Origin of the sequence: Pseudomonas sp. AN-B15 (genome assembly GCF_019056475.1) — a bacterium.
In the GTDB taxonomy this organism is placed as follows: domain Bacteria; phylum Pseudomonadota; class Gammaproteobacteria; order Pseudomonadales; family Pseudomonadaceae; genus Aquipseudomonas; species Aquipseudomonas parakoreensis.
On record NZ_CP049737.1, the window covers coordinates 3,196,057 to 3,212,916 of the forward strand.

18 protein-coding genes are annotated in these 16,860 nt (G+C 59.3%); 13 read left to right on the plus strand and 5 right to left on the minus strand.

Annotated features, from left to right (window positions below; translation table 11 throughout):
* Positions 1 to 101 precede the first annotated feature (101 nt).
* Both GTQ41_RS14295 and GTQ41_RS14300 read right to left on the minus strand, forming a co-directional pair.
* Positions 102 to 1,139, minus strand: coding sequence for a dienelactone hydrolase (locus GTQ41_RS14295; protein ID WP_041064406.1), 1,038 nt, complete (start codon positions 1,137 to 1,139; stop codon positions 102 to 104).
* 238 nt (positions 1,140 to 1,377) lie between these two features.
* On the minus strand, positions 1,378 to 1,989 hold the full coding sequence (locus GTQ41_RS14300) for an FMN-dependent NADH-azoreductase (RefSeq protein WP_047294717.1): 612 nt from the start codon (positions 1,987 to 1,989) through the stop codon (positions 1,378 to 1,380).
* A gap of 125 nt (positions 1,990 to 2,114) precedes the next feature.
* On the opposite strand from GTQ41_RS14300, the gene GTQ41_RS14305 reads away from it, so the two are divergent.
* A complete protein-coding gene (locus tag GTQ41_RS14305) occupies positions 2,115 to 3,020 on the plus strand; it encodes a LysR substrate-binding domain-containing protein (RefSeq protein WP_217325291.1) in 906 nt (301 codons plus the stop codon).
* Entirely contained in the window at positions 3,017 to 3,376 is a 360-nt protein-coding gene (locus GTQ41_RS14310) for an MmcQ/YjbR family DNA-binding protein (RefSeq protein WP_041064415.1), read from the plus strand. The genes GTQ41_RS14305 and GTQ41_RS14310 overlap by 4 nt, the downstream gene beginning before the upstream one ends.
* A gap of 114 nt (positions 3,377 to 3,490) precedes the next feature.
* Here the strand turns inward: GTQ41_RS14310 and GTQ41_RS14315 are convergent, their stop codons facing one another.
* Both GTQ41_RS14315 and GTQ41_RS14320 read right to left on the minus strand, forming a co-directional pair.
* A complete protein-coding gene (locus GTQ41_RS14315; RefSeq protein ID WP_047294720.1) occupies positions 3,491 to 3,919 on the minus strand; it encodes a DUF1294 domain-containing protein in 429 nt (142 codons plus the stop codon).
* Positions 3,916 to 4,746, minus strand: a complete 831-nt coding sequence (locus GTQ41_RS14320; protein ID WP_047294722.1) for an undecaprenyl-diphosphate phosphatase — start codon at positions 4,744 to 4,746, stop codon at positions 3,916 to 3,918. The genes GTQ41_RS14315 and GTQ41_RS14320 overlap by 4 nt, the downstream gene beginning before the upstream one ends.
* Before the next feature lie 302 nt (positions 4,747 to 5,048).
* Here GTQ41_RS14320 and GTQ41_RS14325 point away from each other — a divergent pair, with 302 nt between their 5' ends.
* From GTQ41_RS14325 to GTQ41_RS14365, 9 genes are all read left to right on the plus strand, one after another.
* Positions 5,049 to 6,683 (plus strand): methyl-accepting chemotaxis protein, encoded by a 1,635-nt coding sequence (locus GTQ41_RS14325; protein WP_047294723.1) that lies wholly within the window; start codon positions 5,049 to 5,051, stop codon positions 6,681 to 6,683.
* A gap of 149 nt (positions 6,684 to 6,832) precedes the next feature.
* Positions 6,833 to 7,396 (plus strand): nicotinamide riboside transporter PnuC, encoded by a 564-nt coding sequence (pnuC, locus tag GTQ41_RS14330; protein WP_047294725.1) that lies wholly within the window; start codon positions 6,833 to 6,835, stop codon positions 7,394 to 7,396.
* On the plus strand, positions 7,393 to 7,917 hold the full coding sequence (locus tag GTQ41_RS14335; RefSeq protein ID WP_047294727.1) for an AAA family ATPase: 525 nt from the start codon (positions 7,393 to 7,395) through the stop codon (positions 7,915 to 7,917). Before pnuC ends, GTQ41_RS14335 begins: the two co-directional genes overlap by 4 nt.
* A 335-nt stretch (positions 7,918 to 8,252) precedes the next feature.
* Entirely contained in the window at positions 8,253 to 8,702 is a 450-nt protein-coding gene (locus GTQ41_RS14340; RefSeq protein WP_047294729.1) for a hypothetical protein, read from the plus strand.
* 1 nt (position 8,703) lies between these two features.
* The gene (locus GTQ41_RS14345) at positions 8,704 to 9,276 is read left to right on the plus strand and encodes a hypothetical protein (RefSeq protein ID WP_047294730.1); all 573 of its coding nucleotides are present in this window, start codon (positions 8,704 to 8,706) and stop codon (positions 9,274 to 9,276) included.
* A gap of 73 nt (positions 9,277 to 9,349) precedes the next feature.
* Positions 9,350 to 10,351 carry a hypothetical protein gene (locus GTQ41_RS14350; protein WP_007964628.1) on the plus strand — a complete coding sequence of 334 codons (1,002 nt, stop codon included), beginning with the start codon at positions 9,350 to 9,352 and terminating at the stop codon, positions 10,349 to 10,351.
* 63 nt (positions 10,352 to 10,414) lie between these two features.
* Positions 10,415 to 11,095, plus strand: coding sequence for a C39 family peptidase (locus GTQ41_RS14355; RefSeq protein WP_041064439.1), 681 nt, complete (start codon positions 10,415 to 10,417; stop codon positions 11,093 to 11,095).
* 44 nt (positions 11,096 to 11,139) lie between these two features.
* Entirely contained in the window at positions 11,140 to 11,886 is a 747-nt protein-coding gene (locus tag GTQ41_RS14360; RefSeq protein WP_047294733.1) for a hypothetical protein, read from the plus strand.
* Positions 11,887 to 11,931: 45 nt separating this feature from the next.
* Positions 11,932 to 13,254 (plus strand): hypothetical protein, encoded by a 1,323-nt coding sequence (locus tag GTQ41_RS14365; protein WP_041064443.1) that lies wholly within the window; start codon positions 11,932 to 11,934, stop codon positions 13,252 to 13,254.
* Positions 13,255 to 13,340: 86 nt separating this feature from the next.
* On the opposite strand, the gene GTQ41_RS14370 is transcribed toward GTQ41_RS14365, so the two are convergent.
* Positions 13,341 to 14,666, minus strand: coding sequence for a sigma-54 dependent transcriptional regulator (locus tag GTQ41_RS14370; RefSeq protein WP_047294735.1), 1,326 nt, complete (start codon positions 14,664 to 14,666; stop codon positions 13,341 to 13,343).
* Positions 14,667 to 15,011: 345 nt separating this feature from the next.
* Between GTQ41_RS14370 and GTQ41_RS14375 the strand changes: the two genes are divergently transcribed.
* Both GTQ41_RS14375 and GTQ41_RS14380 read left to right on the plus strand, forming a co-directional pair.
* Positions 15,012 to 15,278, plus strand: coding sequence for a hypothetical protein (locus GTQ41_RS14375; protein ID WP_041064446.1), 267 nt, complete (start codon positions 15,012 to 15,014; stop codon positions 15,276 to 15,278).
* A 278-nt stretch (positions 15,279 to 15,556) separates the two neighbouring features.
* The gene (locus GTQ41_RS14380; RefSeq protein ID WP_047294737.1) at positions 15,557 to 16,846 is read left to right on the plus strand and encodes a hypothetical protein; all 1,290 of its coding nucleotides are present in this window, start codon (positions 15,557 to 15,559) and stop codon (positions 16,844 to 16,846) included.
* The last annotated feature ends 14 nt before the right edge of the window (positions 16,847 to 16,860 follow it).

A 16,860-nucleotide genomic window follows, 5' to 3' on the forward strand; every position in this document is an offset into this window, starting at 1 on the left:
GAAATCACAAGATCGTCCGATCGCGGCCCGAGCCTTCGGCAGCGCCGACAAAAATCCACGGCAGGAGCTGCCGAAGGCTGCAATCTTTTGATCTTTGATCTTTATTGATCCGCGGTCTGCATCCCCGCCCGGCTCGGCCTGCCCAGCGTGCGCGAGAAAAACTGTCCGGCCTCGGAAATCAGGTTGCGGTGGATGTCTTCGCGATCCACGCCATCAGCGTCGGTGCACAGCGCCGGCATGGCGCGGATCTGCTCTTCGTTGCACGGCGCCATGAACACAAAATGCCCTGCCCCGGCCAGCAATTTGAAGTCGGGCGCGGTCGGCAGCTTGCGCGCCAGCGCCGCGGCGTTCTTGTCGAACGCCACCAGTTTGTCGCCATCGCCGCTGTACAGCAGCACCGGCACATGCACGTCCGCAAGGGTGTGACGGCCAAATTTGAGGCTCAGCGGCGCCATCAGCAACAGCGCATGCACGCGCGGATCGGCCACCGGTTGCAAGTCATCACGATCGACGATCAGTTCGCCCTGAGTGTTGCAGGCGTCACGGTCGTCCGGGCGCTCCTGACAGTACCGGCGCAGGCGATCCAGATCCGGCTGCGCACCGGAGAGAATCAACGCGGTTTCGCCACCGGCCGAATAGCCGATCACCCCGACCTGATCGGCGTTGACGAACGGCGAGAGCATCGGGTCGCCAAGGGTGGCGGTGATCGCTTCGGAAATCTGGATTGGCCGCCCATACAGATTGCTCAGGGTACCGAGGCGACTGTGGTCTTTGGAGTTGTCGCCGGGATGAATCACCGCGACCACCACAAAGCCCTTGCGTGCCAGCGAGGTGGCGAGGTCATGCAGCGCCAGCGGCGTGCCAGTGTTGCCGTGGGACAGCATCAGCATCGGGAAACGACCGATGGCAACCTTGGTGTCGGCGCCCGCCTCGACGGTGTAGCCCTCAAGCAGGCTGCTGTGCTCGCGGTCGCTGGAGGGATAGAAGGCGATGGCGCGCATCGGTTGCAGATCCAGCGGATCGAGGAACGTCATCTCGTGGTAACCGACACTCCAGACAGGGTGTCGCCCGGGCGCGGCATGCACTGAACCGAGGCTGCCAAGCAGGCAAATCAGTAACGTTGCACAAAGACGCATCATCGGATGGCCCACCCTGTGTTACTCAATCGAAAGATCCTTTGTGTTCCGACACGCCCGTAACCCTGAGGTTCGGTGATCCGGCGTGGCGTTGCACTCAGACGTTGATCGTTTGACTGCATAACCCGGGCCAGATTATGCAACAGTCTGAAACAAAAAACTCCGCACCTGGCCCTTGCAGAACCAGAATACAGAGTTTTTTGAGGCGCTACCTGAACGGTAGCTGGTCTTTACGCAATGCTTACGCAGCGGCGAACAGTTGCCCGGCGATCTTCGCCTGAGCGGCGCTCATTGCGTTGTTGCGCACTTCATCACCGTAGGCCAGACCTTCGGCACGGACGATTTCGATGTCGGTGATGCCGAGGAAACCGAGTACCAGCTTCAAATATTCTTCGTGGGCGATGCCGCTCGCCTGGCCGGCATGGATGCCACCGGCGGTGGAGACGATCACCACTTTCTTGCCACCGCACAGGCCTTCCGGACCCGCTTCGGTGTAACGGAACGTCTGGCCGGCAACGGCGACGCGGTCGATCCAGGCCTTGAGCTGGGTCGGCACGGTGAAGTTGTACATCGGCGCGGCGATGACGATGGCGTCGGCAGCGATGAATTCGGCCAGGGTCGAAGCGCTCAATTCGGCTTCGTGCTGTTGCGCGGCGTCGCGCAGTTCAGCGGTAGTACCGGCAGCCACCAGAGTGGTCGACGAGAAGTGGCTGATGGCGTCGGCGGCCAGGTCGCGGTAGGTCACCACGGCCGCAGGTTCCGCGGCTTGCCAGGCTTTGACGACCTGGCTGCTCAGCTGACGGGAAGCGGAGTTGTCGCCCAGAATGCTCGAATCGATGTGCAGCAGTTTCATGTGGAATCTCCTGGAAAGAATCGCCGGCGGCGACGGAATGGAGACAATCCTACGGAAGAAACCAATAGCTGATTAGCCGCCGACAATGCGATAGTTCGTCCCACTGATAGAACGGTGGACTTTTCATGCAGGATCTCAACGATCTGTACTATTTCGCCAAAGTGGTCGAGGCCGGTGGCTTTGCGGCAGCCGGCCGCTTGCTGGGCATTCCCAAGTCGCGGTTGTCGCGGCGCATTGCCGAGCTCGAAGAACGCTTGGGCGCCCGCCTCCTGCAACGCACTACACGCCAGTTGAACCTGACGGCTGTTGGCGAGCGCTACTTGCGTCACTGTCAGGCGATGTTGCTGGAGGCGGAGATGGCCGACGAAGCCGTTGCCAGCATGTCCAGTGAACCGCGCGGGCGCTTGCGGGTATCGTGCCCCACCGGGCTGGCGCGAGAAATGTTGCCATGGGTAATCAGCGAATTTCTTGGCAAATTCCCCCAGGTGCAGCTGGAGGTGGTGCTGCTCAACCGCCGCGTGGATCTGGTCGCCGAAGGCTTCGACGTGGCGCTGCGCGTACGTGAACTGGGCGATGAAGATCCATTGCTGGTCACCCGCCGTCTGCGTCAGGCGCAAATGGTGGTGGCCAGCCCGGCCTTTGTCGAAGGCAAAACCATTGCCCACCCGCAGGATCTGAAAAACCTGCCGGTACTTGGCGCGCTGGAAGCCGACCGCATGGTTCACGTGCGTTTGCTTGATCAGCAAGGCAATAGCGTCGAGCTGAATATGGAAGCGCGCCTGGGCATCGACGACTTTATCGTGCGCAAAGCCTGCGTACTCGCCGGCCAGGGCTTTACCCTGCTGCCGATGATGTATTGCGAAGCCGATCTCGAAAGCGGCGCGCTGGTGCAACTGTTGCCCGAGTGGTCGTTGCCCGGCGGCTGGTTGCAGGCGGTGTATCCGCACCGGCGCGGGGTGATGCCGGCGGTGCGGGCGTGGATCGACCATCTGGTCGAATCGTTCAATGCGTGTGGGGAGCGGCTGTTATGAGCAAGGGAAAGATGAACGAAGCGGATGTCGCCGCCTTCTGCCTGGCCTTGCCGGGCGCGCGCGAGGATTACAAATGGGGCGGCGTGCGGGTGTTCTCGATTGCCGGCAACAAGATGTTTGCCTTGCAGGGGCTGCGCGGGGATTCACTGGCATTCAAGGTCGACAAGGATCTGTTTCTCGGCCATTGCGACCGCCCGGGTATTCACCCGGCGCCGTATCTGGCGCGGGCACAGTGGATCATCATGCACCCGCCCTACCCGCTGGGCGCCGAGGAACTGCAGGGATTGCTGACGCGTTCGCATCAGTTGGTGGTGGGCAAATTGCCGAAAAAAACTCAAATCGGATTACTGCTCTAAACCCGATCCTTGTAGGAGCTGCCGCAGGCTGCGATCTTTTGACTTTGATCTTTGAAAAAGCAAGATCAAAAGATCGCAGCCTGCGGCAGCTCCTACAGGGGGATTTGTGGTGATTCAGAAAAGTGAAAGCAGGTTCGAACCCAGAAACAGCTGGTCGATCCAGAACACCTGATGCAGCGCCACAATCACCCAGAACAGAATCTGGAACGACACCTTGCGCGTCTTGTGCCGGAACACCTGCTGGGCAATCAGCGCACCGGGCCAGCCGCCGGCCAGTTCCAGCGCATGCAGGATGTTCTCCGGCGTGCGCCAGGCATCGACGCGGGCCTTGCGTTTGTCTGCCCAGTACATGAAAAACGCCAGCACACTGACGACTCCATAAGCAGTCAACGGCACCAACGAGATGCCGCGCAGCCACATCGACAGCGAGCCGAACAGCGGCAACGCGCAGACGATCAGCAGCACCGCCAGTTTCAGTTTCAAATGCTGAATGCCGCCACCGGACGGGCGTCCATCCGGGCGGCGTGCGCGGGAATCACTCATGGTTTGGCCGCCGACCAGTCCACCCAGCCGAACTGCCAGGTCGCCAGAATCACCAGACCGAAAACGATCCGGTACCAGGCGAACGCCGCGTAGCTGTGGCTTGCGATGAACTTGAGCAGACCGCGCACGGCAATCATGGCGAAGATAAACGCCGTGATGAAGCCGATGGCGAAAACCGGGAAATCCGCCGGCACGAACAGGTGGCGATACTTGTAACCGGAGTACACCGCCGCACCGACCATGGTCGGCATCGCCAGGAAGAACGAGAACTCGGTCGCGGTCTTGCGCGACAGGCCGAACAGCAAACCACCGATAATCGTCGAACCGGACCGCGAGGTGCCGGGAATCATCGCCAGGCACTGGGCGAACCCGACCTTCAGCGCGTCTTTCCAGGTGATTTCGTCCACGGTTTCGGCGTGCACTTCATGCTGGCGGCGCTCTGCCCACAACATGATCACGCCGCCCACCACCAATGCGGTCGCGACGGTGATCGGGTTGAACAGGTACTGGTGAATCAGGTCGGCAAAAATCACCCCCAACACCACCGCCGGCAGGAATGCGATCAGCAGGTTGGCAGTAAAACGTCGCGCACTCGGCTGGGTCGGCAAGCCAATTACCACATCGAGAATCTTGCGACGAAACTCCCAGACCACCGCAAGGATCGCGCCGAGCTGAATAATGATGTTGAACGCCATGGCCCGTTCGCCGCCGAAGTCGAGCAAGTCGGCAACAATGATCTGGTGTCCGGTACTGGAAATGGGCAAAAACTCCGTCAGCCCCTCTACAACGCCAAGAATCAGTGCCTGCAAAGCGATCCAAAGATCCATCAGTCCCCCAAAGAGCGATGCACGCTGGCATGCCCCGATAATATTTTTACGTTCACTGCGATCAGCGTAGCTGTTTGTTGCTGTACCGATTCCGCGCGCACAGCATCCACACGAAACGGTCAAAATTCCGTGAAATATCAACTTGGATTCAGGTTTTCGCGCGCGGGGCCGAAATCCTAACAGACAAGCCTTAATAGTGCTGCGGCGTTATACGACTTGGGTCGCGTATGCCCGACCACTCAAACGTGGTTGGATGCTGGCGTTGATTTATTACAAGAAAAAGAAATCGGAGTGGCAGCGTTATGAACAGCTTGCGCAGTGTGTCGATCAGCCGACGCTTGTGGCTCATTTTGATTGTGGCCGTGGTCATGTTGTTGACCTTGGGTATGTTGATGCTCAAGCAGATCCACGATGACCTCTACCACGCCAAGGCGCAGAAAACCCAGCACGTGGTGCAGACCGCCAGCGGCTTGCTGAGCTACTACCACGACCTGGAAACCGCCGGCACCCTCACCCGCGACGCCGCACAGAAGCAGGCACTGACCGCCATTCGCGGCTTGCGCTACGACCAGAGCGACTACTTCTGGATCAACGACCTCACCCCCGTGATGGTCATGCACCCGACCAACCCCAAACTCGAAGGCCAGAACCTCTCGGCGATCCGCGATCCGGACGGTTTTGCGGTATTCAACGAGATGGTCGCGATCGCCAAAAGCAAAGGCGCGGGCATGGTCGATTACCGTTGGCCGAAGCCCGGCGCCAGCGAACCGGTCGCGAAGACGTCCTATGTAAAACTGTTCGAGCCGTGGGGCTGGATCCTTGGTTCCGGCGTTTACGTCGATGATGTGCAGAGCGAGTTCCAGGGCCAGGTGATCAAGGCTTCGGTAATCGGCCTGGCGATTGCACTGATCATGGCCCTGCTGGTGATTTTGATTGCCCGCAGCATCGTGCGCCCGCTGCAGGAAACCGTGAACGCCATGGCCAATATCGCCAGCGGCGAAAGTGACCTGACGCGCAGCCTCGATACCCATGGCCAAGACGAAGTCACACAACTGGCGCATCACTTCAACGCCTTCACCGCCAAGTTGCGCCGGGTCATCGGTGACCTGCAGATCTCGGCCAGCGCGCTGGGCCAGTCGTCCAGCGAACTGGGCAACGATGCGACCCAGGCCCAGCAGCGCAGCCAGCAGCAATCGCAGCAGATGGAACTGGTGGCGACCGCGATCAACGAAGTCACCTACGGCGTGCAGGATGTGGCGAAGAATGCCGAGCATGCTGCCGCTGAAATGCGCGATGCCGAAGCCCAGGCGCAGCAGGGCCAGATCAACATCGACGGCAGCCTGCAACAGATCGACAGACTGTCCGGCACCATTGACCAGGCGGTCGAAGTGATCCGCACCCTCGCCGCCGAAAGCACGCAGATCGGCAGTGTGCTGGAGGTGATCCGCTCGATTGCCGAGCAGACCAACCTGCTGGCCCTCAACGCGGCCATCGAAGCGGCCCGTGCCGGCGAACAGGGCCGGGGCTTTGCGGTGGTGGCCGATGAAGTGCGGCTGCTGGCGCAGCGCACGCAAAAGTCGACGGCGGAAATCCAGACCATGATCGAGCGCCTGCAGAACCATTCCGAAGCGGCCGTGAAAGTCATCGGTGACAGCAGCAAAGCCTCGCAGCTGACCATTGAACAGGCTGGCCTTGCCGGCGCCAGTCTCAACGCCATCGGCCAGGCACTGCGCAACCTCAACGGCCTGAACGCGTCGATTGCCAGCGCCACGCTGCAACAGGCGCATGTGGTCGAGGACATCAACCAGAACGTCACGCAGGCGGCCGGCCTGTCTCACAGCACTGCGCTGGCGGCGGAGCAGTCAAGTGCGGCGAGCGTGAAGCTGGGGCAACTGAGCGAGCAGTTGAATCAGCTTCTGCGCCAGTTCCGCGTCTGACCCCTCACCCTTGTGGGAGCGAGCCTGCTCGCGAAGGCGTAATGTCAATCAACATCTGCATTGGTGACATACCGCGTTCGCGAGCAGGCTCGCTCCCACAGGTTTTTGGGTACAATCCGCTCCCTCCTCAATTTTCCCAAGGAACCCCCATGTCCGAGCTTGAACTGTTTGCCGCCGCCCTCGGTGTGATTGCCGTGTGGCTGACGGTCAAACAGAATCCATGGTGCTGGCCGATCGGCCTGGTCATGGTGTTGCTGTACAGCTGGATTTTCTATGACGTGAAGCTGTACTCGGACATGTTGCTGCAAGTGATCTACGCCGCGCTGCAAGTCTACGGCTGGTGGCAATGGACCCGCGCCGGGACAATGCATGACGGACGCGACGTCACACGTCTGGATCGGCGCGCTATTCTGCTCGGCCTGAGTGTGGGCGCATTCGGTAGCCTGCTGCTGGGCGCGGCCATGGCGCACTGGACCGACGCCGCACAACCGTGGCTTGATGCCGCACTGACTGCTTTCAGCCTTGTCGCACAACTCTGGATGGCACAGAAACGCCTGCAATGCTGGGCACTGTGGTTCGTGCTGGATGTGATTTTCGTCGGTCTGTTTCTATATAAGGGCTTGTACCTTACCGCCGCGCTGTATGCCCTGTTCACCCTGATTGCTGTGCAAGGCTGGCGGGAATGGCGCGCCGATCCGGCGTTGCAGCGATGAAGGTGGTTGTCCTCACCGGCCCGGAATCCACCGGCAAGAGCTGGCTGGCCGCAGGCCTTCAGGAGCGCTTCGGCGGCCTGCGGGTGGACGAATACGTGCGCTGGTTCATGGAGCAGAATCCTCGCGATACCTGCCTGAACGACATTCCCGACATCGCCCGTGGACAGTTGCAATGGGAAGATCACGCGCGGGCGCAGCAACCGCGATTGCTGATTCTCGACACCCATTTACTGAGTAATATCCTGTGGAGCCAGACCCTGTTTGGCGACTGCCCGACATGGCTGGAACCCGAGCTGCTGGCAAGGCATTACGACCTGCACCTGCTGCTGTCCCCGGAGCAGATCGACTGGACGGATGACGGCCAACGTTGCCAGCCACAACTGAGCGCACGCCTGGCGTTCTTTCAGGCCACCCATGACTGGCTGGAACAGCACAAGCAGCCGTTGCAGATCATCCAGGGCGATTGGGATCAACGCCGCGTTCAGGCTTTTGAAGCCGTCGCCCGGTTATTGGCTGATTGATCCATCGAATAGCTCCGTTCAGGGCGAAAGTGTCCATTCCTGAAACACCTCCCTGAGCGCAAAGCGGCCAATTCAACGGCCTTCATCATTTTGTCAGGACATCTGTTTCGCCAGTGAAACAGTCCCCGGCAAACCCTTGTCCCAGAGCTTTGCGCCGCCATGGAACCGGTGGGCGTCTGCACGACTGTTTCAGCGTTGAAACAGCTTTTGTATCAACCCTGTGCGGCCCAGCGCCAACCCGTTGAAAACCAACAACAACTCAAAAGCGGCACAGCTTTCGCTCTCTCCTTCGCAACGCTGACAAGAGCCAGCCCACTGAAGAAGGAATTGCCGCCGTGGGGAATATCAATAAAGGCCTGACCTGCCTTCTGCTGATTGGATCAGCCGCCAGCACATTCATCAGTTTCAACGTTCAGGCCGAAGGCAATGGCGTGATCGTTCTCAACCGCGACGTCCAGCCCATTCCCATCGGGCGCAGCGGTGGCAAAGACCCCTACCCAACCACGGTCAATGCCAACCCTTCGGCTCGCATCAATCAGGCGATGACCAGCACCGAGCTCAATGACGGTGAATTTGCCAGTGTAGCCAGTGGTTCTTCGATTCGCGGCAATATCACCACGCCCACCGCCAACATGCCTGGCATGAACACCCTGACCAATCCCAATGGCCTGCCCGGCATGGGCGGCGGTCACGGCGGTGGCGCGGGCGGTTCGATCTCCAACACCGTCAACCGTGCGATGAGTTCCGGTCTTGCTCCGCTGACCCGCATGGCCGGAGGTCAATGAAATGAATCGTTCCCTTCTTTTACTTGCCCTTTTCGGCTGCGTCCAGGCGCTGGCCGCCCCCGACTCGGTCAATAACGCGAACATTCAGGACACCGGCGTCCAGTACCGCGGCAACTACAACGTCAACCAGGCTGCTGGCGACCAGATGCAACAGACCAACACCAAAGCGATCGCCATCGGCACCAACGCCAGCGCCACAACCATCGTCAGGCAAAAGCTGGATACCCCGGCCAACCCGTCGATGAACGCCAGCGCCACCATTGGCGGCACCTCTTTCAGCAATGGCAACGGAATCCTGGGTGTGAACCAGGGGGCCGGGGCGAACAACCAGATGGCCAACGTGACGCGCGTCAGCATCAGTGCTGCCCCGGAGAGCGTTGACGACAGCGCCCTGTCGCAACAGAACGTGGCGCTTTTACCGAGCTCAGGAGCAACTGGCACCTCACCCGGCAGTCGCCAGGTCACGACAAGTGATCAGGCCTTCACCGGCAGCCGAGGGGTGATTCAGGTGAACCAGAGTGCCGGGGTGGGGAACCGTATGGCTAACACCCTGAGCATCCGGGTCGCTGACTGACCCAAACAACAAAAGCAGTGCAATTAGAAAGTACCAACACTTAACCAACTAATAAGCACGATGGAGAAACACCATGAAACCTACAATGGCTCTCAAACCACTGGTTTTCGCACTTGCAGCAGTAATGGCAATGGCGGCTCAGGCAGGCGGCAATGATCATGGTAACGGGCACGGCAATGGCCATGGCAACCATGAACCCAAAGGCCCTACCCTGGAACAACTTCTGCAAATCGGAGCCGGCGCCGGGGCTGCCGTACTCGACACGCAGAACAGCGATGGCAACCTGGTGGGCAACCAAGGCACCAAAAATGATGCCAACGTCAATAACTCGGCCAATGGCACCAACGGCAACGTCGGCATGAACAACACCGCCGGCGATGGCAACCAGCAAGACAACGCTGCTGCACTGGCGACTGCCGACGAAAGCTTTATCTTCGGCAGCGCGGTATCTGTCTCCAGCGCCACTCAGGTCAACAACAACAACGCGGTTGCCAACTACTCGACAACCAACAACGCCAACCTCAACAACGTGGGTAACGGCGGTTCCGGCAACATTGGCGTGAACAACAGTGCCGGCAACTTCAACCAACAGAAAAACAACCTGGCTATTGCTGTATCGGGTGGTCGTGTAGCTAACGCGGCTGCTGCTGCGAACCAAAGCTCCACTGGCCTGACTGTGTCCAATAACGGCACTCAAACCTACAAAAAAGATACCCTCACCGGCACCGTGGCCGCCGTCGGCGCGTTCGCTGCCGTTGGCAAGGCTACCATCGAAGGTGATAAAGGCCACGGCGGTGGCGGCTATGGTGACAACGATCGCGGCCATGGCGGTAACGGCGGCAGCAAAGATCAGAAAGCCACCTTCGAAGCTGTCGGTGTCTTCGGCCTGGCTGGCGTCACCACTCAACAAGTGCTGACCCCTGATGGCTGGAAAAACCCTGTGACCAACAACGCGAACATCTCGAACGTTGGTAACAACTTCTCCGGTAACGCTGGTTACAACAACGCCGCCGGTGTTGGCAACCAACAAAGCAACTCGCTGTCCATCGCTGCAGGTTGCAAAGCCTGCATGTAATCGCGATCGAAACGAAAGCCCCGGAAACGGGGCTTTTCCTCAGTCCGCAAAGGCGTATCGATCATGCGTAAGACTGCCTTTATCGCCCTGCTTTGCCTGTCCGGCCTGACCCAGGCTGCCCAGATGCCCGTCGCTGCCCTGCCCGGCGGCGTACTCGTCTACAAAAACGTGCAAAGCATCCGTGAGCGCAAGTTTGCCGACATTGTCGAACAGAAAACCGATTTCAGCTGCGGCGCCGCCGCACTGGCCACGGTATTGCGCCAGGCCTATTGGCTCGACGTCGATGAGGAGCACATCATCAAAGGCATGCTGGTCAACGCCGACCAGGACCTTGTTCGCACTCAGGGTTTTTCCATGCTGGACATGAAGCGCTACGTAGAAAGCATCGGCATGCGCGCCAGGGGTTACAAGATTCCACCGGAAAAGCTCGACGCAGTCACGATCCCGGTGGTGGTACTGTTGGAAATTCGCGGCTACAAGCATTTCGTGGTTCTGCAGCGTTCGGACAAGGATTGGGTTTACATCGGAGATCCCGTCTTAGGCCACAAACGCTACACCCATGATGACTTTGTCAAAGGTTGGAACGGCATCGTCTTCGCCATCGTCGGCCCCGGTTATGACAAAACCAATGCATTGCGCTCACCACCGACTCCGCTGACGGCCAAGAACAAGCTGGATAACTTCAACCCTGTCAAAGATGCTGAATTGATGGACTTCGGGTTCATACAGAGCGACTTCTTTTAATCGCCGATTATAAAGAATGGGGCTGGATGTCCCGGGAGCAGCAGATGAAAACCTCATACTGGCTGGCCGCCGCCTGCCTGGCAGCGAGCGCGTCAGGCTACGCCAATGCAGGGTTCAAACCTATCGAAATCCAGGATCAGGAGCTGTCACAGCTTCGGGGTCGTTACGTCATGCCGGGGCGGATCATCAGCTTCGGCATTGTCATGAGCAGTACCTGGCGCAACGCCAGCGGTGATCTGATCGGCGCTGCGACGTCGATGCAAATCCAGGCCGCCACGATCAAACCGGAATTTTATGTCTCGACCATCAAGGAACAGGGCAACGGCAGCACCCCGACGCCGGGTACTGGCAATGTCATTGGTGGTGCGGCACTCAACAACAGCCAGGGCGTGACCCAGAGCGTACGCGCCGCCGGCGACGGCAACACCGCCAACAACAATGTGGCGATCAACGTAAAAGAGGCCAACACCCCTCCTCCACTGGCCCCCGCACAAGGTCAGGCCCTGATTGCCGGGCAAACCATCGGTGCCAGCAATGCCGCTGGCAACGTCGCCGTTTCGGCCAGCAGCAGTGGCGTGCAAATGGCGATCCAGGCCTCGGGAAATCAGGGCACCGCCCTGCAACAAATCGCCCAGGGCGGCCTGCTGCAGAACACGCGCCTGCTGGGCAGCGCCAACGTGGTCAACAACATGACCCAACTCAATGTTGTACTTAACAATAACGGCATCAGCCCCGGCGCACTGGACTGCAACCTGACTCAACTCAGGGCACTACGCAATATCGGATATTGAACTACGCTGAGTCTCGATCATTGGGCTTAAAGGGACGGCTTATTCATGTATCGATCAGTATCACTGCGTGCCGCTGTATGTTTGAGTACTCTTCTACCTGCGGCGATGCTGCAAGCAGCACCCGACGCAGATGTGGAGACCCTGAAACAGGAACTTCTGGAGCTGAAGCAACGATACGAAGTACAACAAAAGGCCCTGGCGGTGCTCGAACAACGGGTTCGTCAGGTTGAAGATCAACCGGCAGCGCCGCAACCCAAACGGCTGGCCAAGTCGCCGTCTGACATGAAAGGCAATCCAAGAGTGGCCACCAGCACCGGCGCGCCCGGGACTGGGGCGGCAGCAGCGTCGGGGGGCGCAGCAGGGGGCAGTGGCGCGTCTTACGGCCAGTCGCTGGCCGACGATTCGCAACCGGCACAGAGTGTGTCCAACCTCTACGACGAGGCCAGCGGCTTCTTCGGCGGCGGCAAATTCAGCTTTGAAACCGGGGTGACCTACTCGCGTTACGACACCCGGCAGCTGATCCTCAACGGCTTCCTCGCACTGGACTCGATCTTTCTTGGCAACATCAACCTCGACCGGATCAAGGCCGACACCTGGACGCTGGACCTGACCGGCCGCTACAACTTCGACAACCGCTGGCAGTTCGACGTCAACGTACCGGTGGTTTACCGCGAGTCGACCTACCAGTCCGGTGGCGGCAACGGTGGTGCATCGAACGTCACGACGGAACAGGATGTTTCGCGTGATCCAACCATCGGCGACGTCAACTTCGGTATCGCCTACAAGTTCCTCGACGAGTCGGTCAACACCCCGGACGCCGTGGTCACCCTGCGAGTCAAGGCGCCAACCGGCAAGGATCCGTTCGGGATCAAATTGCGCCAGACCGATGCCAACTCCAACCTGTTCGTGCCTGATACCTTGCCCACCGGTAACGGCGTCTGGTCGATCACTCCCGGGGTTTCGCTGGTCAAGACGTTCGACCCGGCGGTGTTGTTCGGCAGCCTGTCCTACACCCACAACCTGGAGGAGTCGTTTGACGACATCAGTGCCACCGTCAATCAGAAAACGCCAGGCAAGGTCAGCATTGGCGACAGCTTCCAGATCGGCGCCGGTATCGCGTTTGCACTCAACGAAAAGATGAGTATGTCGTTTTCGATGTCTGATCTGGTGCAACGCCGCAGCAAACTCAAACCCGATGGCGGGGATTGGCAATCGGTGGTGTCCAGTGACGCAAACGCGGGTTACTTCAACGTCGGCATGACCATTGCCGCCACGGATAACCTCACCATCGTACCCAACCTGTCGATCGGCATGACCCCGGATGCCCCGGACTTCTCCTTCAGCCTGAAATTCCCGTACTACTTCTAAAGCGAAAGATCGCAGCCTGCGGCAGCTCCTACAGGGATTACAACTGTAGGAGTCGTCGCAGGCTGCGATCTTTTGATCTTTGTTTTCTAGCGAATCTGATGTTTGTGCAGCAGGCGATAAAACGTTGGCCGGGAGACCCCAAGCACTTTCGCTGCGACGCTGAGGTTGTCGCTGTGCCGGTTCAATACATCGCACAAGGCCTGGCGTTCGGCCCGGGTCTTGTAGTCTTCAAGCGTGCCCATCGGCGTGGAGATTGAGTGCTGACTGATCAACCCCAGATCCCGCGCTTCAATTTGCCGCCCCTCCGCCAGCACCAGACCCCGTCGCACGCGGTTGGCCAGCTCGCGCACATTACCCGGCCAGTCGTGCTTGCCCATGGCGATCAACGCATCCTCGCTGAAGCTGCGTGGACGGCGGCCGGTTTCATGGCTGTAGAAATGAGAAAAGTGGTTGGCCAGCATCGACAGATCACCGTGTCGCTCGCGTAATGGCGCGGTTACCACTTGCAGCACATTGAGGCGGTAATACAGGTCTTCGCGAAAGCGTTTTTTCTCGATGGCGGCTTCCAGGTCGACGTGGGTGGCCGCGAGGACGCGCACATCCACCGGAATCGGCTGGCTGCCACCGACACGCTCAATGTGTTTCTCCTGCAGGAAACGCAGCAGATTGGCCTGCAATTCCAGCGGCAAATCGCCGATTTCATCGAGAAACAGCGTGCCACCGTTGGCCGCTTCGATGCGCCCGACCTTGCGCTGATGGGCACCGGTAAAGGCTCCTTTTTCGTGGCCAAACAGTTCGGACTGAATCAAGTGTTCGGGAATCGCCCCGCAATTGATCGCCACAAACGGCTTGCTGTGGCGCTGGGACTGGCGGTGCAGCGTGCGCGCGACCAGTTCTTTGCCGGTACCGCTTTCACCGCGGATCAATACCGGGGACTCGGTCGGCGCCAGTTTGCTCAACAGTTTTCGCAGCTCGCGGATCGGCTTGCTGTCGCCGAGCAACTCGTGTTCCGGCTGATCGACGTGAATCGTACCTTGTCCTCGCAAACGCGCCATGCCGAACGCGCGCCCAAGGGTCACCTGGACCCGCGAGACATCGAACGGCAATGTATGGAAATCGAAAAACCATTCGCAGACGAAGTCGCCAACGTTCTGCAACCGCAGGACCTCCTGATTCAGCACCGCGATCCACTCGGTGCCGCTGCGGCTGATCAGTTCCTTGACGGCTTCCGGGCGCTCGAGGTGAAAGGGTTGCAATCTGAGCAGGCCGACGTCGCATGGCCGATCGGCGGCATTTTCCAGGGTACAGCTGTCGACATCCCAGCCCACCGCGCGCAATCCGGGTAACAGGCGGTGACAGTCGTCACAGGGGTCGACTACCAATAAACGTCGTAACGCTGGCGCTTCGATCATGACTGTTCCTTGGCGCCAAATTTGAGGAAATTATTGTAAAAACAGTCATTTGGCAGACCCGACTGTAACATTAGCAAGAAATTGACAGGGGCTTGTATCGATTGCTTATAGGCGTACAAGCTAAAGAGTTATAAGAAGCCGGGTTATTAGTTAGCTATCGAGTTGCGCTCTTTCGCCAGGCTTTCAAAAACTGTCGAAATCCTGAGCATTAGCAATAAAGTTGAAATTTCTCCGTTTCGTGTGTGACCTGCTTCGGGGTTGCGTGCATCAGTACAAGTAACCAGCCGAACGGTAAGCCCAACCGACGGCACATCACTTGATTGGGCACGACAGAGAGAAGACCCCATGACCGCCCCGCTCCGTATCAACGAAGCTCTTTTGATTGCCAACCACGCATTTAAACCTTTCCAGTGCGTGGCCTGGGCCCCACAAGACGGCAACGGCGAACTGAACCTGACCGTCATCGACCGTACCAACTCGCATATCGGCCGCAAGCAGATTCCAAGCAGCGCTTACTCCGACCCGGCGCAACTGGAACAACTGCTGCAGCAGGCACGCGCCGAACTGAGCGAAGAAGGTTACCTGTTGCAATCGTGGTCGATGCCGCACTGATCAGAAGGTAATGCGGACGACATCCAGTCGTCCGCCCTGCTCTTTTTATTTATCTGTTGCTGTTTATCTCCAGTACGTTTGTACAACTTTCTTTAAAGCGTCAGGCGACACTGCTTGGCAGGCTTTCATTTGGTTCAAAAAGACACTGTTCTGGCACAGTGCGACCCTCCACCTGTTAGTTATGTCAGTTGTACTTCGGCGTATTCAGGGATTGAATGTTTCGCTCATGCAGTTACCCGCCCGATTCGGGCCTGGTCAACTTGCAAGGAGAAGCATGCATGTCCCCCGAGAACGCCGTTGCGCTCCCGCCGTCAAAGACTCACGCCGGGCAACTCGACAGAGATTTTGCCCACTCCGGCATTGCCCAAGTGTATTTCGCCGGCAGCGTGTCGAGCATGACTCAAGGCCTGGCCCTCGATCCACAAGGCCGGGTGTTGGTGGCTGCGAAGATTGGCACTGCCGCAGGCAGCCGTTTCGGGTTGGCGCGAATGCTTCCCGACGGTTCTGCCGATCTCGGCTTCGGCGCTCAAGGCAGCGTGATCGGCGAATTCGCCCCCGGATTCGAAGCCATGGGTGCCAAGGTGCAAGTGTTGCCAGACGGACGCATTCTGCTGGCCGGCCTGCATTATGAGAACGCTCACCGTACCCTGCCCGCCTGCGCCCGATTCACGGCTGACGGCTTGCCTGACCCATCGTTTGGTGACAATGGTCGACAAGTCGTGCGCCTGCCGGGTGACCTGTCCGTCGGCTCTCGGGATAGCTGGCTTCCGCCCGGTGTGCCGGGGGCCGAAGCATGCGACTTCGCGGTGCAGGACGACGGGCACATTCTGCTGATTGCCAATCACCACTTCGAATTGGCCGACCATGCCGGCATGCTGATTCGTCTGACTCCAGACGGCACCCTCGATCCCGGCTTCAATGGCCGTGGTTTCGTGATGATCCGTCACCTGCTGCTCAACACCTGGCTCAACTGCCTGCTGCTGCAAGAGGATGGGCGCATCATCGTTGCCGGCGCCATCGACTTTCCTCAGGAAGGTCTGGTGGCACGTTATCTGCCCGACGGACGTCTGGATGAGCGCTTTGCGGTGGACGGTTTCCTCGCCTTTAAGGCCCACGGACAAAGCGCGATGGTCAGTCAGGTGCTGCATTCGATGGAGCATCTGCATTGTTTTGGCAGCAGCCGCGACCCGATCCGCTGCATGGCGCTGAGCCTGCACCCCAACGGTCGCCCGGAGTTGCGCAACCATGCCGGCCACCCGCATCTGCTGGAGATCGGCCCCAGTGGCTGCCAGTGGAGCGCGGCGCAGTGCATGACCGATGGCCGCATCATTGCGGTGGGCGCGACGATTGGCGGTATCGAGGCCGATTTCATCGTTGCGCGCTATCTGGCCGACGGCCAACTCGACCGCGAGTTCGGTAACGGCCACGGCTGGTTGCGCACGCGACTGGGACGCAGCCTGGATATCGCCAACTCACTGGCGGTGCAGGCCGATGGACACATTCTGGTCGGCGGCTATTCTCTGGACGGCAACTACCGGGCCATGATTGCCCGCTATATGAATCAATAATCCCCCGAGACTTG